Below are 23,320 nucleotides of genomic sequence, written 5' to 3' on the forward strand. Positions count from 1 at the left end.
CGTTACTTTCCTGAACATCCACATGAACCTGTGAAACGGAGCTACACGTGACCGGACGTCTCTTCACGTCGGAGTCGGTGACCGAGGGGCACCCGGACAAGATCGCCGACCAGATCAGCGACACCGTGCTCGACTATCTGCTCGAGCACGACCCCAAGAGCCGGGTGGCCGTCGAGACCCTGCTCACCACCGGCCTGGTCGTCGTCGCGGGCGAGGTGACCACCGACGCCTACGCGCCGGTCGCCCAGCTCGTGCGACAGAAGATCCTCGACATCGGCTACGACTCCTCCCTCAAGGGCTTCGACGGACACTCCTGCGGCGTGCAGGTCGCCATCGGTGCCCAGAGCCAGGACATCGCCCAGGGGGTCGACACCGCCGAGGAGCACCGCCTCAACACCTCGGTCGACGAGCTCGACCTGCAGGGCGCCGGTGACCAGGGCCTGATGTTCGGCTACGCCTGCGACGACACTCCCGAGCTCTTCCCGCTGCCCATCAAGATGGCGCAGACGCTGGCCGAGAAGCTCACCGCGGTCCGCAAGGACGGCACGCTGGACTACCTGCGGCCCGACGGCAAGACCCAGGTCACCATCGAGTACGACGACGAGGGCCGCGCCGTCCGCGTCGACACCGTCGTCCTCTCGACCCAGCACTCCGAGGAGACCACTCAGGAGCAGCTGCACGCCGACATCAAGAAGTACGTCATCGAGCCGGTCCTCGAGCAGTTCAAGTCGTCGGTTCCCTTCGACGGCTACAAGCTCCACATCAACCCCACCGGCCGCTTCGTCGTCGGTGGCCCGATGGGTGACGCCGGTCTGACCGGTCGCAAGATCATCGTCGACACCTACGGCGGCATGGCCCGCCACGGTGGCGGCGCCTTCTCGGGCAAGGACCCGTCGAAGGTCGACCGGTCGGCTGCGTACGCCATGCGCTGGGTGGCCAAGAACATCGTCGCCGCGGGCCTGGCCCGTCGCGCCGAGGTCCAGGTCGCCTACGCCATCGGCAAGGCCCAGCCCGTCGGCGTCTTCGTGGAGACCTTCGGCACCCACACCGTGCCCGAGGCCAACATCCAGAAGGCCGTCCTGGAGGTCTTCGACCTCCGCCCCGCCGCGATCCTGCGCGACCTCGACCTGCTCCGCCCGATCTACGCCAAGACCGCTGCGTACGGTCACTTCGGCCGCGAGCTGCCCGAGTTCACCTGGGAGCGCACCGACCGCGCCGAGGCGCTGAAGGCTGCTGCCGGCGCCTGATCCACAGCACCACCTGCTGCCGAGTCGGCCCGTCTTGACGGGCCGACTCGGCATAGCTTGTGGTCAAGACGGGCCGACTCGGCATTTCGTCGGTGGCCCCTGGTAGGAATGACCTCTGTGATCCGGGGAGCGCAAGAGGCAGCCGGGGCAGCCGAGCTGGAGCTGCCCGGGCTGGTTCGCGACCGGGTCAAGGAGGGGCGGGCAAAGGCCGCGGCGACGCGTGCGCGCAAGGCGGCTGAGGCACAGATCGCCGAGGTCGACCCCGTCGCCAAGGTTCTGGTCGACCTGCCGATGGCCCACCTGGACCGTCCCTTCGACTATGCGGTCCCCGCCTCGATGGCCGAGGAGACGCGGCCGGGTGTGCGAGTGAAGGTCCGGTTCGGGGGCAAGGACGTCGACGGGTTCGTCGTGGCGAGGGCGGAGGCGTCCGAGCACGCGAACCTGCAGCCGCTCAAGCGCGTGGTCAGCCCCGAGGTGGTGCTCACTCCACAGGTGGCCGCGCTGAGCGAGGCGGTCGCGCGGCGCTACGCGGGACCCCGGGCCGACGTGCTCCGGCTCGCGGTGCCGCCTCGGCACGCGTCGACCGAGAAGGAGCCCTCACCGGCCGCCCCGGCACCCCGCACGTTCGACCCTGCCGCCGCGACCGCGGCCTGGGCCGGCCACGAGCCGGCGGCGGCGTTCCTACGACACCTGGCGACCGGTGGCTCCCCACGCGCGGTCTGGCACGCTGCGGCCGGCACCGATCACGCCGACCTGATCGCCCAGGCCACCGCCGCGACGCTGGCCTCCGGACGCGGCGCGCTGGTCGTCGTGCCTGACTGGAAGGACCTCGCCCGCCTCGACACCGCGATGACGAAGGTGCTGGGCGAGGGCCAGCATGCCGTGCTGGCCGCCGACGCCGGCCCGGCCCCGCGCTATCGGGAGTTCCTGCGGGTCGCCCGGGGTGCGGTGAAGGTGGCGATCGGCACCCGCGCGGCAGCCTTCGCGCCCGTGCGCGACCTCGGGCTCGTCGTCGTCTGGGACGACGGGGACGACCTGCTCGCCGAGCAGCGCTCGCCCTACCCGCACGCGCGCGACGTACTCCTGCTGCGGGCCGAGCAGGAGCAGGCCGCCGCGCTGATCGGTGGCTTCGCGCGGACCGTCGAAGCCGGCTTCCTCACCGAGACCGGCTGGGCGCAGGAGATCCGCCCGACCCGCGCTCTGGCCAGGCAGCGGGTGAGCATCGAGATCACCGGCGACACCGACTTCGACCTCGAGAAGGACCCGCTCACCCGGGCCTCCCGGGTGCCCCGCGAGGCTCACGAGGCGATCCGGGCCGCGCTCGCCACCGGGCCCGTCCTGCTGCAGACCCCGCGGCGCGGTTATGCGGCCTCGCTGGCCTGCGACCGGTGTCGTACGCCGGCCAGGTGCTCGGCCTGCCAGGGCCCGCTGCAGCTCGGCGGACCGGCCGCGCCGCCGACGTGTGCCTGGTGTGGCCACGTCGAGGCGGCGTGGGCGTGCGGAGCCTGCGGAGGCTTCGGACTGCGGGCGCCGATCATCGGTGAGGCCCGCACGGCCGAGGAGATGGGGCGTTCCTTCGCCGGCGTGCGGGTGGTCACCTCCTCGGCCGGTGCGGTCAAGCAGACGGTGCCGGGCACACCGGCGATCGTGGTCGCGACGATCGGTGCCGAGCCCGTCGCCGACGGCGGCTATGCCGCCGTGCTGCTGCTCGACACCTGGCTGCTCCTCGGGAGGCCGGATCTGCGCACGGATGAGGAGGCGCTGCGCCGCTGGAGCAACGCCTCCGGACTGGTCAGACCTGGTGGACGGGTCCTGCTCGTCGGCGACCCGGCGCTGCCGGTGCTGCAGGCGCTGGTGCGGTGGGACCAGCCCGGGTTCGCGCAGCGGGAGGCGTCCGCACGGCAGGAGGCGCACCTTCCGCCGGCGTCGCGGATGGCTACGATCACCGGCACGCCCGGTGCGCTCGACGACGCGCTCACGCTGCTGGCGCTGCCGGCGGGCGCGGAGGTGCTGGGGCCGGTCCCCGCCGATCCGACCTCGACCGGCGAGCCACGGCTGCGCGCGGTCGTACGCGTCCCCAGATCTCTCGGCGGCAAGCTCACCGAGGCGCTCGGAGAGCTGCAGCGGGTGCGGTCGGCGCGCAAGCTCGACCCGGTGCGGGTCCAGGTGGATCCGCCGACGCTCTGACCACGGCTCAGCCCACGTATTGTGGACCCGACACGCTCGACCACCAAGGAGAACAGTGGCAGTCCAGCCCATCCGACTCTTCGGCGACCCCGTGCTGCGCAAGCCAGCGATCGAGGTCGTCGACTTCGACAAGGAGCTGCGCAAGCTCGTCGCCGACCTGACCGACACCATGCTGGAGGCGCCCGGTGCGGGTCTGGCCGCGCCGCAGATCGGGGTGAGCCTGCGGGTCTTCACCTGGTACGTCGACGGTCAGGTGGGTCACCTGGTCAACCCCGACCTCACGCTGTCGGAGGAGATCCAGGACGGGGCAGAGGGGTGCCTGTCGCTGCCTGACCTCACCTTCGACTGCCGGCGCGCCCTGTCGGTGGTGGCGCGAGGCTTCGACATGCACGGCGAGCCGGTCACCATCGAGGGCTCCGAGCTGCTCGCTCGCGCCATCCAGCACGAGACCGACCACCTCGACGGGATCCTGTTCATCGACCGCCTCGACGAGGCGGCGCGCAAGGCCGCGATGAAGGAGATCCGGGAGTCGGAGTGGTTCGGCCTGGAGAAGCCGAAGGTGAAGATCTCCCCGCACGCGACGAACGGGTTCGGGTTCTGATGAGGGTCGTGTTCGCAGGTACGCCCGAGGTGGCTGTTCCGTCCCTGGACGCGATCGCGGCCTCCCGCCACGAGCTGGTCGGCGTCGTCACCCGGCCCGACGCCGCCCAGGGCCGCAGCAAGCGCCTGGTGCCCTCGCCGGTGGCACAGCGGGCCGAGGAGCTGGGTGTGCCGGTGCTCAAGCCGGAGCACCCCCGAGAGCCTGATTTCCAGGCCGCTCTGAGGGCGCTGCAGCCCGACTGCTGCCCGGTGGTCGCCTACGGCGCGATGCTGCCGCAGTCGGCGCTGGACATCCCGCCGCACGGCTGGGTCAACCTCCACTTCTCGCTCCTGCCCGCCTACCGCGGCGCCGCTCCGGTGCAGCGTGCGGTCTGGGCCGGCGAGGAGATCTCCGGCGCCACCACGTTCCGGATCGTGAAGGCGATGGACGCGGGTCCGGTCTTCGGCACCATGACCCAGGCGCTGGCACCCGACGAGACGTCGGGGTCTCTCTTCGAGAAGCTCACCGCGGGTGGTGCCGGGCTGCTGGTGTCCACCCTCGACGGGATCGAGGACGGTTCGCTGGAGGCGCGCGAGCAACCAGCCGAGGGAGTCTCCTACGCCGAGAAGATCACCGTCGAGGACGCTCGGATCGACTGGACGAAGAACGCAGTTGCCATCGACCGACAGGTCCGTGCCTGCACCCCGGCGCCGGGCGCGTGGACGTTGCTCGACGGCGAGCGGTTCAAGGTCGGACCCGTCACGGTGACCGAGGAGACGGCGTCCCCCGGGGAGATGGTCGTTCGCAAGAACGAAGTGCTCGTCGGCACCGGCTCCACCGCGGTCAGACTCGGTCGGGTGAAGGCCTTCGGCAAGAAGGAGATGCCGGCCGCGGACTGGGCTCGTGGCGTACGTCTGGAGTCCGGTGTCCGCTTCGAATAGGGCACAGCGGGGGAGGCGCTCGGGCCCCGGTAAGAGACCGCAGGGACGACCTCGGGGCAGCACGAAGCCGGTCGACCCGGCTCGGCTGGCTGCTTTCGAGGTGCTGAAGGCGGTGCGGGTCGACGAGGCCTACGCCAACCTGGTGCTGCCCCACATCCTCGGCCGCCTCGGGCTGGAGGGACGCGATGCGGCCTTCGCCACCGAGCTGGCCTCGGGCACGCTGCGGCAGCAGGGCACCTACGACGCGGTGCTGGCCACCTGCATCGACCGTCCGCTGGCGAAGGTCGAGGCGAAGGTGCTCGACGTGCTGCGGCTCGGAGCCCACCAAGTGCTCTCGATGCGGGTGCCCGACCACGCCGCGATCTCGACGAGCGTCGACCTGACCCGCGCGAAGGTCGGGCAGGGGCCGGCGGGGTTCGTGAACGCCGTCCTGCGCAAGGTCACCCGCAAGTCCCTGGACGAGTGGGTCGCCGAGGTCGCGCCCGCGCGGGAGCAGGACCACGACGGGTGGGCAGCCGTCGCCTTCAGCCATCCGCGCTGGGTGGTCGAGCGGCTCGCCGAGGCCGTCGGTCACGACCAGGTCGACGCGTTGCTCGAGGCCGACAACGTGCCGCCGTCGGTCACGCTGGTCGCTCGACCCGGGCGGGCGACGGTCGATGAGGTCGGCGGCGCACCGACCGACTACTCGCCCTACGGCGTCACCCTCGAATCCGGCTCTCCGGCGGGGATCGCCGCTGTCGCCGAGGGACGCGCGGGCGTGCAGGACGAAGGCTCGCAGCTCGTGGCGATCGCCCTGGCCGACGCGGAGGTCGAGCGCGACAGCGGCGCGCCGGAGTCCTGGCTCGACCTGTGTGCCGGCCCGGGAGGGAAGTCGGCGCTGCTGGCTGCCCTGGCCGCGCAGCAGGGCGCCGCGCTGGTCGCCAACGAGCGCCAGCCGCACCGAGCGGGACTGGTCCTCGCCAACCTGACCGACCGCGCGGCCGGATCGCAGGTCGAGGGCGTCGCCGGCGTCGTGGCAGGCGACGGGACCAAGCCGCCGTTCAAGGACGCCACCTTCGACCGGGTCCTCGTCGACGCCCCCTGCACCGGCCTGGGTGCGCTGCGGCGCCGGCCGGAGGCACGGTGGCGGCGAGCCACGGCCGACCTCGACGTACTCGTCGGCCTCCAGCGCTCCCTTCTCGACCGCGCGCTCGACCTGACCCGGCCCGGCGGCGTCGTGCTCTACGCGACCTGCTCGCCGGTTCTGGCCGAGACCGAGGGCGTCGTGCAGAGCGTGCTCGAGGACCGCTCCGACGTGGTCCTCGAGCCGATCCGCGCGACCGCCGGCACGGTGCCCGACAGCGCCGGGCCGATGGCGGGGACCGTCCAGCTGTGGCCGCACCGGCACGGCACCGACGCGATGTTCCTGGCCCTGCTGCGCCGCTCGCCGGAGTAGATCAGTCGACCCAGGCGAGCGACGTGGCGAGCTTCTCCAGCTCGGCGTCGGTCGTGCCCCGTCCGCTCTGCACCGAGATGAAGATGTCGCCGTGGAGGTCGGTGACGTAGGCGCCGGAGCCCGGGCCCCCCTTGTCCGGGCTCGTGCTCCACGTCTCGTAGTCCGCTGCGGGGCGGATGTTGAGAGCGGCGACTCCACCGTCCCGGGACGTGCAGGACGCGTGGTCGTCGATGAGGGACCACTCGCAGGTCCATCCGTCTGGCACCTCGACCGGCACGGATTCCACGAGTCCTCGAGGAAGGCCTTCGGTGGCGAACCGGAGCCCGGGGTAGTCCTGACCGATCGGGAACCCGGCCGCCCAGTAGTCCTGCACAGCCTGCTCCGGACCGGACACGATCATCGTGAACCCGGTCCCAGGGCCGGTGATCATGGAGGCGCTTTGGATCGTGATCTCCATCGTGCCGGCCTCGGCGTTGGTGACCACGAGTCCGGTGAGACCGCTCCCGAGGTTCACCGTCTGTCCTGCGACGAGCGCCCCGGCCGAGGCTGAGGGCGAAGCGGTCGGGGCACTGGCTGCGGCGAGCGGGGCCTCGTCCACGGCGGTCGTGGACAGCAGCTGGGAGAGTCCGAGTCCACCGGTGGCGATCGCACCGACCGCCGCGGCGGCACCGGCGGTCACGAAGACGCGCCGGCGGCGCCGGATGCGTGTGCCGCCACGGATCGCACCGGCTGAGAGCTTGGCGTAGTCGGGATGCTGGTCGCCGACACGCTCGTGCAGCGCCGTACGAAGGCTGGTCTCTGGGTCGTTCATCGCATGGTCCTCTCCGGGAAGATGTCCGCAACCAGCGGGCGCAGCCGTTCCAGGGCACGCTTCGAGCGGGTGCGGACCGCCGTCTCGGTCAGGCCGAGATCGGCAGCTGTCTGGGACACGGATCGGTCCTCCCAGTAGCGCGCGACGAGCACAGCCCGGTCGGTCGGCGACAGCCGCTGCAGAGCGGCAAGCAGGTCGATCCGGGCGCTGGGGTCGGCATCGCTGCCCGGCGCATCCGGCAGCGTCTGGGTCGGCGTCTCGGCGTTGCGCCGCAGCCGTCGGTGGGAGATGAATCCGTTGAGGAGCACACGTCGTGCGTAGGCCGCCGGGTTGTCCGCCCTGCTGACCTTGCGCCAGGAGGCGAAGACCCGGGCGTACGTGGTCTGGGTCAGGTCCTCAGCAAGGTGATGATCGCCCGTCAGCAGCAGCGCGGTGCGGTAGAGCGCCCCCGCCGTCGCATGGACGAAGTCGGCGAACTCCTCGGTCGGAGCCTTCGCGGTCGATGTACTCACACCCTCTCGACGCCTCGGCCCGTGGGTCGCGTGACACCCGGTCCGTCGACGATGATCAGTCGAGGATATGGCGCAGGTAGCGGCGCGGGTCGTCGAGGTAGCTGCGCCAGTGGCGTACGAGCTCGAGGTCCTCCCAGGTCGTCTCGCGCAGCCCCCAGTCGCCGACCTCGAGGATGGTGGCACCGGGCATCGCGGCGAGCACGGGCGAGTGGGTGGCGCAGAGCACCTGCCCCCCGTCGCGCACCACCTCGTCGAGGGTGGCGATCAGCCCCATCGTGGACATGAACGACAGCGCCGCCTCGGGCTCGTCGAGACAGTAGAAGCCAGGGGAGTCGAAGCGCTGGCGCAGGACTGCGAGAAACGACTCGCCGTGGCTCAGCTCGTGGAACCTGGGCTCGTCTCGCGGTGGCGTGGGGAGGTCTCTCGAGTTCTCCTCCATGTAGGTGTACCAGCCGTGCATCGTCTCCGCGCGGAGGAAGAACCCCCAGCGCGCGGAGCCCAGGCCACGTTGCAGGTGCAGAACGCTGCCCAGCAGCGACTCCGACGCCCGCGTGGAGTGTCGGGAGTTGCGCGAGCCGCCCTCGGGATTGAGCCCGTACGCCATCGCGACCGCCTCGACGATCGTCGACTTCCCCGAGCCGTTCTCGCCGACCAGGAACGTCACGCCGTCGGAGAGTTCCAGCCCCTGCTCGATGACCTGGGCGACGGCCGGGATCGTCATCGGCCACTCGCCCGGCACCAGCTGCTCCCGTTCGGGGCCTGCCTCGACGCGTACGACGGGAGGCTGGTCGAAGTCCATGCCCCGAATATAAAGAGGGGCAGGCTGAACGCCGAGTCATCCCGGGATCCGTGGCCTACGCTGGCGACCATGGCCAAGTCATCGCCGTCGGTGGAGATCGAGGTGGACAACCGTGTCGTGAGGATCTCCAACCCGGACCGGGTCTACTTCCCACCCCAAGAAAACGGCAGAGCCGGTGCGACGAAGCTCGACGTGGCGCAGTACTACCTCGCCGTCGGACCGGGGATCGTCAACGCGCTGTGGGAGCGCCCGTGCATGCTGCACCGGTTCCCCAAGGGACTCTCCGGACCGAAGGTGCACCAGAAGCGTCTGCCGCAGGGAGCGCCCGACTGGGTGGAGACCGTACGCCTCTACTTCCCGCGCTGGGGGCGGACCGCCGACGAGCTCTGCGTGACCGAGCTGGGCGCGGTGATCTGGGCGGTCCAGATGTCGACCGTCGAGTTCCACCCGTGGAACAGCCGCCGTGAGGACACCGAGAAGCCCGACGAGTGGCGCATCGACCTCGATCCGGGCCCCGAGTGCCCGTTCTCGACGGTGCAGACCGTCGCCGGCGTCGTCCGCGAGGTCCTCGACGAGCTCGGCGCGGTCGGCTACCCCAAGACCAGCGGCGGCTCCGGGATCCACGTCTACGTGCGGATCCCCGCGGAGCACGGCTTCCAGGACGTACGCCGCGCAGCGCACGCCTTCGCTCGCGAGGTCGAGCGCCGGGTGCCGAAGCTGGTCACCACGGCCTGGTGGCGCAAGGACCGGGACCCTGCGCAGCTGTTCATCGACTACAACCAGAACACCCGCGACCACACGATCGCGTGCGCCTACTCGATCCGTGGCGTCGCCGACGGCCGGGTCTCCACCCCGATCACCTGGGAGGAGACCAAGGACGTCGACCCGCGCGACTTCACGATGCGTACGGTGCCGGCGCGGTTCGCGGAGATCGGGGACCTGCACGCCGACATCGACGACCATCCGTTCTCGATCGAGCCGCTGCTGGAGTGGGCCGACCGCGACGAGCGCGACGGCGCGGAGACGCCTCCCGACGACGAGTGACCGTCACCAGATCTTGAGCCGTTCGCCCAGCGTGCGGGCGAGCTCCTTGGAGTAGGTCGCGGTGAGGTGATGGCCGTCGCGGTGGGTGATGGTGTCGCCGACGACGGTGGTGCAGATGCCGACGCTGTCACAGAACAGGTCGTCGAGGTCAAGGGTCTCCACGCGCGCCGACTTGGCCGCCTGCATCTGCAGGTCGGCGCCGTCCTGCTGGCTCGCGAGGGGCTTGTAGGTGCACGGCGAGAGCGTCTTGTTGCTGCTCAGGCAGGTGGCCGGGTCGAACTCGAGGGCAGGTACGTCGCGCAGCCACACGGTGCGCTTCGCCGCGGGCTTCACGTGGGCGAGCAGACGCTGGTAGCCGCGGTAGACGGCGCGGCGGACGTCCTCGCGGTCGGTGTGCCGTCCCGACGAGTCGTGGTAGGCGGCACTGATCGGGCGCGACGAGATCAGCAGCAGATCAGGCTTGAGCTTCTTGACCGAGGAGAGCATGAAGTCGTGGAAGTCGTCGCACGAGGTCATCGGCTCCGTGCTGTCGAGCTTGTCGGGCGTCACCAGCGACACCGTGCACTGCGGCATGGCCAGGATGTAGGCGCGGTAGCCCGAGCGCTCGGCGATCTCCTCGACCGCCGGTGTCCAGTGGCGGGCGTGCGAGTCGCCGATGATGACGATCGTCTTCTCGGCGTCCGTGTCGCCGCGGGGGCACAGCGTGCGTACGTTGGTCGAGTAGTAGTTGCACTCACCGACCGCCTCCACGTCGTCGGAGAGGTTGGTGAGGCCGGGCTTGAGGTTGGTCGGGATCGCTTGGTTCTTGCGCGCCGCGAGCACCGAGGCCTTCAGCAGATCGGGCAGCGGGTCGGGCGGCACCTTGGCGGCGGGCGGCGCCGCGCTCGACGCGGGCCGTTCGGGCTGCTTCGGCTCGGAAGAGCCGGACGGGTCGGCCTCGGCCAGGGTGATGGCGGGCTGGTAGCCATCGCGAGCGGTGCCGGTGGCGTAGCTGTTGGCTGCGAAGCAGGTCACCGCGACCAGCGTGAGGCTCAGCGGGTAGAGCGCGACCGGGCCGAGCGTGCCGGCGCGTCCGAGCGCCGGTCGCCGCCACAGGATCCCGCGTCGGAACGGCTCCTCGACGAAGCGGTAGGAGAGCCCAGCCAGGACGAACGCCAGGGCCACGAGGAGCACCTGCTCCCACCAGCGCAGCTCGCGGCCGAGCTGTAGCTCGGCGAGGACCAGCACCGGGAAGTGCCACAGGTAGAGCGAGTAGGACCAGTTGCCGATCACCTGCAGCGGCCGCACCGACAGCAGCCGGCCGACCACGGTCGGGCCGTGCCACAGGGTGCCGGCCACGATGATGAAGACGCTGCCGAGCACCGGCACGAGCGCCGGCGTGCCCGGGAACGGGGTGGCGTCGTTGAACTGCAGGCAGGCACAGATGATGAAGAACATCCCGAACGCGGAGAGCACCTGTGCCCGCCAGCGTGCGGTGGCGTCCTGCGGCCCGTCGTCCCGGAACGCGATCGCCGCGATCGCGCCCAGGCCGAGCTCCCAGGCGCGGGTGAACGGCGAGAAGTACGCCGCCTCCGGGCTGGTCCGCGTCAGCACGGCCGAGGCGAGCAGCGAGGCCACGATGCCGATGCCGAGCGCGATCACCAGCACCCGACGCCGCCCGCGATGGTCGGTCGTGTCCGAACCTTCGGCCGTCGCGTTCCGGCTGCGCCGCCGCAGCACCCACAGGCACCCCAGGATCACCAGCGGCCAGACCAGGTAGAACTGCTCCTCGACCGCGAGCGACCAGAAGTGCTGCAGCGGGGACGGCGGCAGCGCGGCGGAGAAGTAGTCGGTCTCCAGGGACGCGAACCGGAAGTTGGCGGCGAACGCGGCCGACCAGAGCGCGTCGAGGGCGATCTCCCGGGTGCGTACGAAGCCGAGGAAGAGCGCGGCGTAGACGACCGTGGCCAGCAGCACCAAGGTCGCAGCAGGCAGGATCCGGCGGGCCCGGCGCGCGTAGAAGCCGAGCAGGCTGACCCGGCCCTCGGTGCGTACCTGCCGCATCAACTGCTGGGTGATCAGGAAGCCGGAGATCGCGAAGAAGACGTCGACGCCGACGAATCCGCCGGTCAGCGATCCGAACCCGACGTGCAGCGCGACGACCGCGAGCACCGCGATCGCGCGGAGGCCCTGGATGTCGGGACGATGCCGAGAGCGGGTCGATACGGTCGTCGATGCGGTCGGGGAGCCGGTGGTCGGGCCGGTGGAGATGACCACGAGCAGCTGCACCTCCCTCAGCCAATCGCATCCGTCACATTCGTCGCGACGATAACTCTCGTAACCGGCCGATCCGGGTAGACATGCCCGACGGCAGCGGCTCAGTCGAGATCCAGGTCGTCTCCCGCGGTGACAAGACGAGTCGTCTCGGGGAGCGGGGGAGGAGTGCCGCCGAACGCGGGGCAGAGCGACTTGTGGGCACACCAGCCGCACAGCTTGCCCGGGCTCGGCTGCCAGTCGCCGGTCTCCTGGGCGGTGCGGATCGCCCGCCAGATCGCCTCGGCCTTGCGCTCGGTCGCGAGCAGGTCGGCCTCGTCGGGCACGTAGCGCAGGATGTCGCCCGAGCCGAGGTAGATCAGCTGCAGCATCGCCGGCACGACGCCGCGGGTGCGCCAGATCACCAGGGCATAGAACCTGAGCTGGAACAGCGCCTTCGCCTCGTAGGCCTCGCTCGGGATCCTCGAGGTCTTGTAGTCGACCACGCGGATCCGGCCGTCGGCGGCGACGTCGACGCGGTCGATGAAACCCCGCAGCAGCAGCTTGGAGTCGAGCAGCGCCTCCACGTAGTGCTCGCGCTCGGCGGGCTCGAGACGGCGCGGGTCCTCGAGGTCGAAGTAGCGCCGCAGCACCTGGCGGCAGGACTCCAGCCAGTCGGCCTCCGCGTCGCCGGCGGCCCCGGTGAACAGGGTGGCCAGGGCCGGGTCGAGGCGGCGCACGTCCTCCCATGCCTGCTCCACCATCGACCTCGCCTGCCGGGGCGTGCGCTCCGGCGCGGGCAGGTCGAAGAGATCCTCGAGCACCTTGTGCACCACAGTCCCGCGCGCGGCCGCCTCCGACGGCGGCTCGGGGAGCTGGTCGAGAGTGCGGAACCGGTAGAGCAGCGGGCACGAGGTGAAGTCGCTGGCACGGCTCGGCGAGAGCGATCCCAGCACGTTGACACCGTCGACCGGGGTCGACTGCGCGTCGGCTGGTGAGGTGCTCATGGGAGCGACACTATGCGCAAGCACCGACATCCGACCCTGCGACGCCGCGAGGAACGAGCGGCGACGCAACGGGAGGAGGTCGAGCGGGTCGAGACCGGGTACGTACAGAAGAAGTCGTCGCCGGGGCCCGGGTGGCCGTCGTACCCAACCGCCGCTCAAGTACGCTCGGACCGTGGCAGACCCTGACCCACGCCCCGGCGGCGACAAGCCGGTCGAAGAGGCGCCCTCCGCTCGCGTCCCGGGCACGATCAAGGTCGGCTCGATCGCGGGCAGCGCCGTCTTGGTGACACCCTCCTGGTTCCTCATCGCGGCGCTGATCGCCTGGCTGATGGCGCCACAGATCGATGCCGTGGAACCGGGCCTGGGCTGGTTGACGTACGTCGCCGGCTTCGTCTTCGCGATCGTCCTCTACGGCGCGGTGCTGCTGCACGAGGCGGCCCATGCGATCGTCGCCAAGCGGCTGGGCTACCCCGTGGGCGTGATCATGCTCCACTTCCTCGGCGGCGCGACCGCCGTGGAGAAGGAGGCGAGACGCCCCCGCGACGAGTTCTGGATCGCCGTGGTGGGGCCGCTGGTCTCGCTGGCCGTCGCCGCGGTCGGCTTCGGCGTCTCCTACCTCGTTCCCGACGGGCTCATCGGGCTGATCGTCACCGGCCTGTGGGTCACCAACCTCTTCGTCGGCGTGCTCAACCTCGTCCCCGGCCTGCCGCTCGACGGGGGCCGCCTGCTCAAGGCCGGGGTCTGGAGCGTGACCGGCAACATCAACCGCGGCAGCATCGTCGCCGGCTGGGCCGGTCGGGTGCTCGCGATCATCGTGCTGCTGTGGCCGTTCATCCAGGGCCAGCTCATCGGCATCCAGCCCGACCTCACCCGCTACGTACTCGCGGTGATCATCGGCGTCTTCCTCTGGAGCGGCGCCTCCGCGGCGATCGCCTCGGCCAAGGTACGCCTCCGGCTACCGCTCCTCGTCGCCCGCGATCTCGCCCGGCGCACCCTCGCGGTGCCCGCCGATCTTCCCCTCGCCGAGGCCGTACGCCGCGCCCACGAGGCCGAGGCCGGCAGCATCGTCACCGTGACCAGCGGCGGCGAGCCGATCGGCCTGGTCCACGAGGGTGCGCTGCTGGCGACCCCGGAGGACCGGCGCCCGTGGATGGCCACCTCGACGGTCACCCGCCGGCTCGAGGAGGGCCTGACCCTTCCGGCCGACATCGACGGCGAGGAGCTGATCCAGGCGATCTCGAAGACGCCTGCGCCCGAGTACCTGCTCGTCGAACAGGACGGCTCGATCTACGGCGTCCTGGTGACCTCCGACGTCGACGCCGCCTTCCGCGCCGGAGCCTGACCCGGACCGGCGTCGCGGTTTGCCGGGTTGCCCAGGGAAACGGGTAACCTCGCCGGGTGTCAAGCGCTGATATTCCAGACATCCCGGCCGAGGCCCGAGCGGGCGTGCACCGCGGGCCGCTCCGTGAGGGCGAGTGGGTGCGGCTGACCGACACCAAGGGTCGCCGTCACAACTTCGAGCTCGTCGCCGGCAAGCGCTTCTTCTCCAACAAGGGCCACATCGACCACGACGAGCTGATCGGTCGCGAGGAGGGCTTCACGGTCACCGCCTCCACCGGCGGCGAATACCTGGTCTTCCGCCCGCTGTTGAGCGAGTTCGTCGTCTCCATGCCGCGTGGCGCTGCCGTAGTCTACCCCAAGGACGCCGCCCAGATCGTCGCCATGGCCGACATCTTCCCCGGTGCCTCCGTGGTGGAGGCAGGCGTCGGCTCCGGCGCTCTGACCTGCTCCCTGCTGCGGGCGGTCGGTCCCTACGGCACGGTGACCTCCTTCGAGCGCCGCGAGGAGTTCGCCGAGGTCGCCCGGAAGAACGTCGACCAGTTCTTCGGCACCCCGGCGGGGGAGTCCCACCCCAACTGGTCGCTCAACCTCGGCGACCTCCAAGAAGAGCTCCCGCGCCGGCAGATCCGCTGCGACCGGCTGATCCTCGACATGCTCGCTCCGTGGGAGTGCGTCGACGCGGCCGCCGACGCGCTCTACCCCGGCGGCATGGTCTGCGCCTACGTCGCGACCACCACCCAGCTGTCCCGCTTCGTCGAGACGGTCCGCGCCCACGGTGGGTTCACCGAGCCGCAGGCGTGGGAGTCGCTGGTGCGCGACTGGCACGTCGAGGGCCTCGCGGTCCGTCCGGGCCACAAGATGATCGGCCACACCGCCTTCCTGGTGACGGCGAGGAAGCTGGCCCCGGGCGAGCGCGCACCGCGCAAGACCCGGCGACCTGCTCCCGGGGCGTACGGAGTCGACTACACCGGTCCGCGGCCGGCCGACATGCCGGCTCCCGAGCCGGTTGCCGACGTTCTCCCTGGTGACGGTGCAGACGTGGACTGAGGCCGCACTGCGACCCTCCACGGTTCGTGTGTGCCACGGGTCGACACGAACCCGACCGATGTCGACGAATAGTGTCCAACACCGGTAAATCCTTCTCCTCTCCTACCCCTCTGCCTTGTAGGGTCGAGGGAGTAGAGGAGGTGTGCTGATGTCGACATCCGATGGATTCCATTCCGAGGGGCGCAGCCCCGAGGAGCTCGAGAGTCATGTCCGTTTCCTCGAAGCTGAGGTGACCGACCTGCGGCACAGACTGACCGAGATGCCCGGATCTTCGCGTGGCCTGGAGGCGCGGCTCGCAGACGCGCAGCGCTCCCTGGCCGCCGTGACGTCGCAGAACGAGCGACTCACCGTGACGCTTCGGGATGCCCGAGACCAGATCATCAAGCTCAAGGAGGAGGTCGACCGGCTGGCGCAGCCGCCAGCAGGCTTCGGCACCTTCATCGAGCGCAACGAGGACGACTCGATCGACGTCTTCACCGGCGGGCGCAAGCTCCGGGTGACCGCGTCGCCCAACGTCGACCTCGACGACCTGCGCTATGGCCAGGAGGTCATGCTCAACGAGGCGCTCAACGTCGTGGCCGCGATGGAGTTCGAGAAGGTCGGCGAGGTGGTGATGTTCAAGGAGCTGCTCGCCGACGGCGAGCGCGCCCTGGTGATCGCCAACGCCGACGAGGAACGGGTCGTACGTCTGGCCGAACCGCTCCTGCACGACGCCATCCGCGCCGGCGACTCGCTTCTCCTCGAACCCCGCTCGGGATATGTCTACGAGAAGGTGCCGAAGTCCGAGGTCGAGGAGCTCGTCCTGGAGGAGGTGCCCGACATCTCCTACGAGTCGATCGGTGGCCTCGGTGGCCAGATCGAGCAGATCCAGGACGCGGTCGAGCTTCCTTACCTCTACCCGGACCTCTTCATCGAGCACCAGCTCAAGCCGCCCAAGGGCGTGCTGCTCTACGGTCCTCCGGGCTGTGGCAAGACTCTGATCGCGAAGGCGGTCGCCAACTCCCTGGCGAAGAAGGTCGCTGCCAAGACGGGAGCGGACGGCAAGTCCTACTTCCTCAACATCAAGGGCCCCGAGCTCCTCAACAAGTACGTCGGTGAGACCGAGCGCCACATCCGCCTGGTCTTCCAGCGTGCTCGTGAGAAGGCCGCGGCCGGCACCCCGGTGATCGTCTTCTTCGACGAGATGGACTCGCTGTTCCGCACGCGTGGCACCGGTGTCTCCTCCGACGTGGAGAACACCATCGTCCCGCAGCTCCTCTCCGAGATCGACGGCGTCGAGGCGCTGGAGAACGTGCTGGTCATCGGCGCCTCCAACCGCGAGGACATGATCGACCCGGCGATCCTCCGCCCGGGCCGGCTCGACGTGAAGATCAAGATCGAGCGTCCCGACGCCGAGGGTGCTCGCGACATCTTCTCGAAGTACCTCGTCCCCGACCTCCCGCTGCACCCGACCGACGTGGCCGAGTTCAACGGCGACAAGCAGGCCACCGTCGATGAGCTCATCCGCACCACCGTGGAGCGGATGTACACCGAGTCCGAGGAGAACCGCTTCCTGGAGGTCACCTACGCCAACGGTGACAAGGAGATCCTCTACTTCAAGGACTTCAACTCCGGCGCGATGATCCAGAACATCGTCGACCGGGCGAAGAAGATGGCCATCAAGTCGTTCCTGGACTCCGGCGAGGACTCCGCCCAGAAGGGCCTGCGGGTGCAGCACCTGCTCCAGGCCTGCGTGGACGAGTTCAAGGAGAACGAGGACCTCCCCAACACCACCAACCCCGACGACTGGGCCCGCATCTCCGGCAAGAAGGGCGAGCGAATCGTCTTCATCCGCACGCTCATCACCGGCAAGCAGGGCACCGAGCCGGGCCGTTCGATCGAGCAGGTTTCCAACACAGGTCAGTACCTGTAGACAGAACATCCGATCATCCGCCCGTGACCAGTTCTCTGGTCACGGGCGGACTGATGGAGTCAGGGCTTGCTCTTGCGGCAGATCCACCTGCCGTCTACCCACTCGCAGGTCTGCTCGTAGCCGGAGCGGAAGCTTCCCAGCCAACTGGTGGTCTGGTCTGCTGACCCGCGTGGCTGTGCCGTGTAGCTCGACGCCTGATCGACGGGTCCGCCCGTGGTGTTCACGGCCATCAGCGGCCAGGGGTAGGCCGGCCGGGTCGCGGTGACCGTCCCTGAGGTGTCCACCTTGCTGGTCATCAGGCTCTCCGGTGCCTTGTCGTTCTCGACCCAGTCGACCACCGCGGTGAGCGCGTCGAACTTGTCGAGTCCCTGTCCACCGTTGCAGTGGGCGACCCCCGGAAGCATGAAGAGCCGGGCGAACTCTTGGGTATGGGCCAGTCCGCCCATCCGCTCGGTGACCGCCTGGTAGTACGCGATGGTGCCGGCCGGCGGTACCGCTGGATCGGCTTCACCGTGCCACATGATCAGCTTTCCGCCATGCCGCCGGAATGCGCTCAGGTCCGGGTTGGTGGAGTCGTAGATCCCCGAGACTCGACCCGTGATCTCCCGGAAGCTCTTCTCGGTGAACTGGATGTCGTCAAGCGTCAGGGAGGGCCGCGGTCCCGGGTAGGCGAGCCAGCGCACCGTGTTCACGGCGAAGCCCGCCTGGTTGGACAGCGTTCCCCGGCTGCGTGGAATGAGCCACCCCGCCCAGTCGAGCTCTGAACCGCGGGGCTGGGCGCCCGGATACATCAGCCGGTTCTTCTCGTCCCGCGCTCCACCGTAGATCTTCCGGACCGTCTCGACCTGGATCGGCGTGAGGCAGAAAGCCGTCGATACTTCACCGGCTGCCGGGCATGCGATGCTCTTCGGGTCGAAGGAGCAGCTTTGTGAATCGCTGATCAACCCGTCCTCGGTGCCGTCCAAGGTGTCGCAGGCGTCGATCACGGCCGCATGCAGGCCCTTGAGGTCGTCGACGGTGAGGGTCGGGTTGCCGGCTCGGTCCAGAATGGCTTTGGCATTCCACCCCTGGTCGAAGACCGCCAGTGCCGTCATGTTCGAAGCGGGAGCGCCCGCGACGATGCCGTCGAAGTCCTCGGGGTAGCGCTGGGCCTCCGTCAGGGCCTGGTCTCCACCCTCGGAGCAGCCTGCGAAGTATGACCACGACGCGGACCGCCCGTAGAACCGCTTGACGATCTCCTTGGCGACCAGGGACGTCAGGTGCTGGGAGCGGTAGCCGAAGTCGACCCGCAGCTGCGGGTCCGCGCCGAAGAGCCCGTCGGTGGAGCTCGCTCCGTAGTGCCCCTCGTTGTCGGCAGCCACCGCAAACGTCCCGTCGGTGAGAGGCGCGCAGCCGTAGGTCGCTGAGGTGTCGAACCTGACGTTGCCGCAGAATCCACCGCATCCGGTCTGCAGATATCGCCCGGCCCAGGTCTTCGTCGGCAGCATCAGCTCGAACTGGATCTGCGGGGCGATGAGCCCCTTCACCCGGCAGGCCTCCCACCTGCCGAGAGAGTTGTCTGCGGCAGCGACGACGGTCGCCGAGATCAAGCTCGCCGGTGCGTCAGGAACACCGGTGACGTCGAGCCTGGTGACGTCTGCGCAGCTGATCGCCGGGAGCGTCGCGGCGGCGGTGCGGGCGGGCATCGAACGTGGCGAAGCTTGAGCAGCACCGGCGGCGACGAGCGCCGCCACGAGCACGAGGACATGGATGGCCGCGGCGATGGTGCGCCGCCTGGAGGTACCTCGCATGGTTGGTGACATCTGGTCTCCCGACACGATGTGGAACTGGACTTTCGCGAATGATCGGGGAGGTGGCGGTGCCCGGACGGCGGGCGGGTCCGCTCACCGAACCGACGCGCTGGGTAGAGTGGCCGGGGTCCACATCAGAACGGCGCTCGCGATCGGGAGCGCGCCTTCCACGACGGGGAGGTCGGCCGACCATGGCGAGCCAAGCCCGTTCGTACGGCGAAGGACTCGGCCGAGGCGCCAACAGCGTCCTGGGCAAAGCGAGGCTCATCCTCGAAGCCTTCGAGATGGACGACATGGACCTCTCCCTATCTGAGCTCTCCCGCCGCACCGGCGTCTCCAAGGCCTCGGTGCACCGGCTCGCCCAAGAACTGCTCGAATGGGGGATGCTCGAGAGGTCAGGGCAGGAGTACCGGCTGGGCATGCGGGCCTTCGAGCTCGGCTCCCGTGTACCGCGTTTCCGCATCCTGCGCGACGCCGCGCGGCCGTTCATGGAGAGCCTCCACTTCGCTTCGAAAGAAGCCGTCCACCTTGCCGTCCGCGACGGTCGCGAGGTGCTCTACCTGGAGAAGATCGCGAGCGGTCCCGAGGCGGCGAAGCCGTCGCGGATCGCCGGACGGATGCCGCTTCACTGCACGTCGTCCGGCAAGGTGCTGCTGGCTTACGCACCCGCCTCCGTGGTGGAGGACATCCTCAGCGGCGAGCTGACCCGGCTCACCCCGTCGAGCACCGTGGCCCCCGGCCTCCTGCTCGAGCAGTTGAAGAAGGTCCGGGCCAACGGCTACGCGCTCGAGCAGGAGGAGGTCGTCCAAGGCTACTGCTCGGTCTCGGTTCCGATCCACAGCTCCGGCGGCATCCTTCTCGGCGCCCTGGGGATCGCGGCTCCGACCTTCCGGGCAGACGTGCCGAAGCTGGCCCAAGCGCTCATCGCGACGTCCAGCCGGCTCTCCCGGTCCACGCTCCTGAACTGATCGCCCGATGAGCAGCCCGTAGTCCGGTGAGCGGTCCAGGTCGTCGCTCGTGCGCCAGATCGTGGCCGACCATCTGGCGTCGTGGGCACGAACAGGACGGGGAGTGGAATGGACCGGATCGAGGAGCGCGATCGCGAAGCGGTGTGGGACGAGGTCCTGACCGAGCTCGCTGAGCGTCGGGCGGAGTTCCACGAACAGAGCTTCGTGCCCCGTGACTTCATCGAGAAGCTCTTTCCCCTCGGGATCTACCGGCACGCGACGCCGATGCAGTTCGGTGGCGAGCCGATCCCGCCGCGCGAGTTCCTGCAGATGGTCGAGAGGATCGGCCGGGTCGACGGATCGACCGCATGGGTGGTCGGATTTGCGTCGAGCAACACCTATTTGGGTGCCTTGCCGCTCGAGACCCAGGCGAAGGTGTACGCCGACGGCCCCGATCTCGTCCATGCCGGAGGGCTGTATCCGATGGCACCTGCGCGGCGGACCGAGCGCGGCTATCGCTTCTCCGGCCACTGGAAGTTCGCGTCCGGCTGCATGGCGGCCGACTACATCAGCGTCGGTCTGCTCGATGACTCCGCGGGCGGTAAACCCCGGGCCGCGATCGTCCCCAAGGAGCAGATCCGGATCATCCGCAACTGGGACGTCTCGGGAATGCGTGCCTCGGGCTCGTTCGACACCGCCGTCGACGATGTCGACGTGCCGGAGGAGTGGACCTTCGTGCGTGGCGGCGCCCCGCTGATCGACGAGCCGCTCTTCCGCTACCCGCTCATCGGCTACCAGGCGCAGTGCCATGCCGCCATCGCGCTCGGCGTCGCGCAGGGGGCACTCGACCACGCCCGGCACCACGGCGCCTACCGCGGGATCACCGGCGCCCCACCGGTTGGTGAGCGCGCGTACTACCGCACGGAGTTCGCCAAGGCGTACGTCGCGATGCAGTCCGCCCGGGCCTACTTCCTCGATGTCGCGGAGGAGGTCTGGGAGACCGTGAACTCGGGGGCGAGCGCTACCGACGATCAGAAGGCCAGGATCCGGCTGAGCGCAGTCAACGTTTCGGACGTCGCCAGTCAGGTGGTCCACGACGTCGCGAAGGTCTCGGGTGCGGCCATCATCGCCAACTCCCACCCGTTCAACCTGTTTCGTCTCGATGCCCAGGTCCCGCAACTGCATGCCTCCCTGAGCCAGCACATGTACGACGACGCCGGCGCGGCCCTGCTCGGCCTCACGCCGACCACCCCTGGCTTCCTGTGAGCCCGCGGCCCGCCACGTCCACGAAGAAGCACCTGACCGTCGAGATCACGCCGGAGAATCGATGACGAGCTCAACCGGAGACGCCCGAACCGACAGCAAGTCGCGCTGGCGGCGCGTGCTGGGCCACTATCCGACCGGGATCACCATCATCACCTCGGTGGATGAGACGGGGTCACCTGTCGGGATGATCGTCGGCACCTTCACATCGGTCTCCGAAGCCCCGCCGCTCGTGGGCTTCCTGCCGATGCGGAGCTCGTGGACATACGCCCGCATCGAGAAGGCCGGCCGATTCCGTGCATCGGTGCTGGGAGCCGGTCACGAACAGCTGTGCAGGGAGTTCTTCTCCTCCGCCCCTGCCGAGCGGTTCAACGGCGAGGGGTGGGTCTACGACGAGCACGGGCTGCCCCGGCTCGAGGACGCCGTGGCGTGGTTCGACTGCACCATCGTGGATGTCCTGCCGGCCGGCGATCACGCGATGGTGCTCGGTCGAGTCGACGACCTCGGTCTGGGGGCGCGCTCCGGTGGTATGCCGCTGCTGTTCCTCAACGGCGGCTACGGGTCGTTCACGATGCCGCGGATGGAGTTCGACATCGACGACCTGGGCGGTCGGCTCCGCGTCGCGACGAGTGTCGGTGACACCGTTCAGGAACTTGCCGAAGAGCTCGGCGTCGCGTGCGCCCTGTCCACGGTCGTGCGCGACGAGGTGGTGGTCCTGACCGCGGCCGACATCAGGTCGTCGTACGTCGGCACCTGCTTCCCGTTCGCCGCGCCCTTGGACCCCGGGTTCGGGACCTGGTGCGCGCCGGAGCTGCGCGAGCACTGGCTACGTCAGGCCGAGCGCTTCGGCCCGGTCGATCGGCCTCTGATCGAACGGCTCACCGCGCTCGTCAGACAGCAGGGCTACGCCATCTCGTTCGGTCACACCATGAACGGAAGGTTCGACTCCCTGGTCTCGTCCTCGACGACCGATCACAGCGCTATGCGTGAACTGTGGGTGGCCCAGGCGGCGGCGTACCGGCAGTTCTGCGCAGACCCCCGCCCCGCGGTGCATGCGGCCGCGATTCAGGTGCCGATCTTCGGCGCCGACGGCCGGATTGCGTTCAACCTGGTCGTCGGGGAATTCTCACCGTGCGAGCCCGAGCGATTCCGCCACATCGTCGCCACCGCGGTGTCGTACGCCGCCCGCATCACCGAGATGACGGGTGGCGTGGCGCCCGACGACTACGCCCCGCGGCTTCCCTGACTCGATCAAGCGGTCCGGAACACGACGACCGGCATGCCGCGCTGGTCCCGGGGTTGGCGGGGAGCCACCAGGCCGCGCGAGATGTCGGCCGCGGTTGCCCACAAGGCGTGGCGAAGCTGCTGATCGTCGCGTCGGTTGGCATCGACGGTGACCGAGATCGAGGCGATGACGTGGTCGGTGCCGGGATAGAAGACAGGCACAGAGATCGTCTTGAAACCGCGCACGATCGTCGACTCGTCGGAGAAGCGCCGCAGCCGGATCTCCTCGAGTAAGCGATGGAGCTGAGCCGGTGTCGGAAGAGAGAGGAAGTCCAGCGCCTCCTGCTCCACCTGGGCGACGGTCCGTTCATCGGCGTGGGCGAGAAAGAGCCGGCCGGAGGCCGTGCTGTAGTTCGGGACCCGGTCGGCGACCGCGGACACGACCGCCAGCTCGCGCCGGCCGGCGATCCGTTCGAGGTAGACGCACTCGCTGCCCTGCGGCACGGCGAGGTGGACGATCGCTCGGGTGACCATCCGCAGGTCCTGCAGCGAGGGCCGCGCGATCTCGCGAAGCCGGGCGGGGCCGGGCACCAGTCTGCCGAGATCGTAGATCCGCCAGCCGAGCTGATAGCCCTTCGGGGTGCGGGCGAGGTAGCCGAGCTCGACCATCTCGGTGCACAGCCGGTGCACACTCGCCTTCGGCACGCCGGAACGCCTGCTCAGCTCTGTCAGCCCCATGGTCGTGGTCTCATGGGTGAAGGCGCTCAGCAGAAGGTTCGCCTTCGCCAGCAGGGAGAGCGGAGCATTGGTGTCGTCGAGTTCGGACATGGTGCCTCCTGTAGCTGGCATCGTCTGGCTGCGGGTGTCGATCTTCCCGAGCCGGGCGCCGAGCGAGGCGCCCGGAGGACCTCACCATGGCACCGGCACGACGGTGTAGACGATCGGTTCGCTCAGCGGACTGCAGAGCATGTTGGTGAATCTGCCCGTGAGAACTTGATTCC

Annotated in this window: 19 protein-coding genes; 12 read left to right on the top strand and 7 right to left on the bottom strand. The window is 69.5% G+C overall.

Annotated elements, in window-relative coordinates; translation table 11 throughout:
• The first annotated feature begins 47 nt into the window (after positions 1 to 47).
• The 5 genes from metK (at position 48) to WBG06_RS14690 (ending at position 6,390) form a co-directional block, all read left to right on the top strand.
• Positions 48 to 1,247 (top strand): methionine adenosyltransferase, encoded by a 1,200-nt coding sequence (gene metK / locus WBG06_RS14670; RefSeq protein WP_336737574.1) that lies wholly within the window; start codon positions 48 to 50, stop codon positions 1,245 to 1,247.
• A 117-nt stretch (positions 1,248 to 1,364) separates the two neighbouring features.
• A complete protein-coding gene (locus WBG06_RS14675) occupies positions 1,365 to 3,434 on the top strand; it encodes a primosomal protein N' (protein ID WP_336737575.1) in 2,070 nt (689 codons plus the stop codon).
• 55 nt (positions 3,435 to 3,489) lie between these two features.
• Positions 3,490 to 4,035 (top strand): peptide deformylase, encoded by a 546-nt coding sequence (gene def, locus WBG06_RS14680; protein ID WP_336737576.1) that lies wholly within the window; start codon positions 3,490 to 3,492, stop codon positions 4,033 to 4,035.
• On the top strand, positions 4,035 to 4,955 hold the full coding sequence (gene fmt, locus WBG06_RS14685; protein ID WP_336737577.1) for a methionyl-tRNA formyltransferase: 921 nt from the start codon (positions 4,035 to 4,037) through the stop codon (positions 4,953 to 4,955). The genes def and fmt overlap by 1 nt, the downstream gene beginning before the upstream one ends.
• Positions 4,939 to 6,390 (top strand): RsmB/NOP family class I SAM-dependent RNA methyltransferase, encoded by a 1,452-nt coding sequence (locus tag WBG06_RS14690; protein WP_336737578.1) that lies wholly within the window; start codon positions 4,939 to 4,941, stop codon positions 6,388 to 6,390. Before fmt ends, WBG06_RS14690 begins: the two co-directional genes overlap by 17 nt.
• Position 6,391: 1 nt before the next feature.
• Here the strand turns inward: WBG06_RS14690 and WBG06_RS14695 are convergent, their stop codons facing one another.
• Genes WBG06_RS14695 through WBG06_RS14705 form a run of 3 tightly spaced genes read right to left on the bottom strand, consistent with a single transcriptional unit; the run spans position 6,392 to position 8,512 of the window.
• On the bottom strand, positions 6,392 to 7,201 hold the full coding sequence (locus tag WBG06_RS14695; RefSeq protein WP_336737579.1) for a hypothetical protein: 810 nt from the start codon (positions 7,199 to 7,201) through the stop codon (positions 6,392 to 6,394).
• Entirely contained in the window at positions 7,198 to 7,713 is a 516-nt protein-coding gene (locus WBG06_RS14700) for a SigE family RNA polymerase sigma factor (RefSeq protein ID WP_336737580.1), read from the bottom strand. The genes WBG06_RS14695 and WBG06_RS14700 overlap by 4 nt, the downstream gene beginning before the upstream one ends.
• A gap of 55 nt (positions 7,714 to 7,768) precedes the next feature.
• Complete coding sequence (locus WBG06_RS14705; RefSeq protein WP_336737581.1) at positions 7,769 to 8,512, bottom strand: AAA family ATPase; 744 nt, start codon at positions 8,510 to 8,512, stop codon at positions 7,769 to 7,771.
• A gap of 69 nt (positions 8,513 to 8,581) precedes the next feature.
• Here WBG06_RS14705 and ligD point away from each other — a divergent pair, with 69 nt between their 5' ends.
• Positions 8,582 to 9,556: a non-homologous end-joining DNA ligase gene (gene ligD, locus WBG06_RS14710; RefSeq protein WP_336737582.1), complete on the top strand. Its 975-nt coding sequence runs from the start codon at positions 8,582 to 8,584 to the stop codon at positions 9,554 to 9,556.
• A 3-nt stretch (positions 9,557 to 9,559) separates the two neighbouring features.
• Here the strand turns inward: ligD and WBG06_RS14715 are convergent, their stop codons facing one another.
• Together WBG06_RS14715 and WBG06_RS14720 are read right to left on the bottom strand one after the other, a co-directional pair.
• Positions 9,560 to 11,824, bottom strand: coding sequence for an acyltransferase family protein (locus WBG06_RS14715; protein ID WP_336737583.1), 2,265 nt, complete (start codon positions 11,822 to 11,824; stop codon positions 9,560 to 9,562).
• A gap of 89 nt (positions 11,825 to 11,913) precedes the next feature.
• The gene (locus tag WBG06_RS14720) at positions 11,914 to 12,795 is read right to left on the bottom strand and encodes a RecB family exonuclease (RefSeq protein WP_336737584.1); all 882 of its coding nucleotides are present in this window, start codon (positions 12,793 to 12,795) and stop codon (positions 11,914 to 11,916) included.
• Between the two features lie 172 nt (positions 12,796 to 12,967).
• Between WBG06_RS14720 and WBG06_RS14725 the strand changes: the two genes are divergently transcribed.
• From WBG06_RS14725 to arc, 3 genes are all read left to right on the top strand, one after another.
• Positions 12,968 to 14,137 carry a site-2 protease family protein gene (locus WBG06_RS14725; RefSeq protein ID WP_336737585.1) on the top strand — a complete coding sequence of 390 codons (1,170 nt, stop codon included), beginning with the start codon at positions 12,968 to 12,970 and terminating at the stop codon, positions 14,135 to 14,137.
• 56 nt (positions 14,138 to 14,193) lie between these two features.
• Positions 14,194 to 15,183: a tRNA (adenine-N1)-methyltransferase gene (locus tag WBG06_RS14730; protein WP_336737586.1), complete on the top strand. Its 990-nt coding sequence runs from the start codon at positions 14,194 to 14,196 to the stop codon at positions 15,181 to 15,183.
• A gap of 148 nt (positions 15,184 to 15,331) precedes the next feature.
• Entirely contained in the window at positions 15,332 to 17,095 is a 1,764-nt protein-coding gene (gene arc, locus WBG06_RS14735) for a proteasome ATPase (protein ID WP_336737587.1), read from the top strand.
• A gap of 59 nt (positions 17,096 to 17,154) precedes the next feature.
• Here arc and WBG06_RS14740 read toward each other — a convergent pair whose 3' ends face one another.
• Entirely contained in the window at positions 17,155 to 18,885 is a 1,731-nt protein-coding gene (locus tag WBG06_RS14740; protein ID WP_336737588.1) for a tannase/feruloyl esterase family alpha/beta hydrolase, read from the bottom strand.
• Between the two features lie 191 nt (positions 18,886 to 19,076).
• On the opposite strand from WBG06_RS14740, the gene WBG06_RS14745 reads away from it, so the two are divergent.
• From WBG06_RS14745 to WBG06_RS14755, 3 genes are all read left to right on the top strand, one after another.
• Positions 19,077 to 19,853 (top strand): IclR family transcriptional regulator, encoded by a 777-nt coding sequence (locus tag WBG06_RS14745; RefSeq protein ID WP_336737589.1) that lies wholly within the window; start codon positions 19,077 to 19,079, stop codon positions 19,851 to 19,853.
• Between the two features lie 108 nt (positions 19,854 to 19,961).
• Complete coding sequence (locus WBG06_RS14750) at positions 19,962 to 21,098, top strand: acyl-CoA dehydrogenase family protein (RefSeq protein WP_336737590.1); 1,137 nt, start codon at positions 19,962 to 19,964, stop codon at positions 21,096 to 21,098.
• Positions 21,099 to 21,159: 61 nt separating this feature from the next.
• Positions 21,160 to 22,341, top strand: a complete 1,182-nt coding sequence (locus WBG06_RS14755) for a flavin reductase (RefSeq protein WP_336737591.1) — start codon at positions 21,160 to 21,162, stop codon at positions 22,339 to 22,341.
• A gap of 5 nt (positions 22,342 to 22,346) precedes the next feature.
• Here the strand turns inward: WBG06_RS14755 and WBG06_RS14760 are convergent, their stop codons facing one another.
• The gene (locus WBG06_RS14760; RefSeq protein WP_336737592.1) at positions 22,347 to 23,147 is read right to left on the bottom strand and encodes an IclR family transcriptional regulator; all 801 of its coding nucleotides are present in this window, start codon (positions 23,145 to 23,147) and stop codon (positions 22,347 to 22,349) included.
• Positions 23,148 to 23,320 lie beyond the last annotated feature (173 nt).

The organism is Nocardioides sp. CCNWLW239 (assembly GCF_037137035.1).
In the GTDB taxonomy this organism is placed as follows: Bacteria; Actinomycetota; Actinomycetes; order Propionibacteriales; family Nocardioidaceae; genus Nocardioides.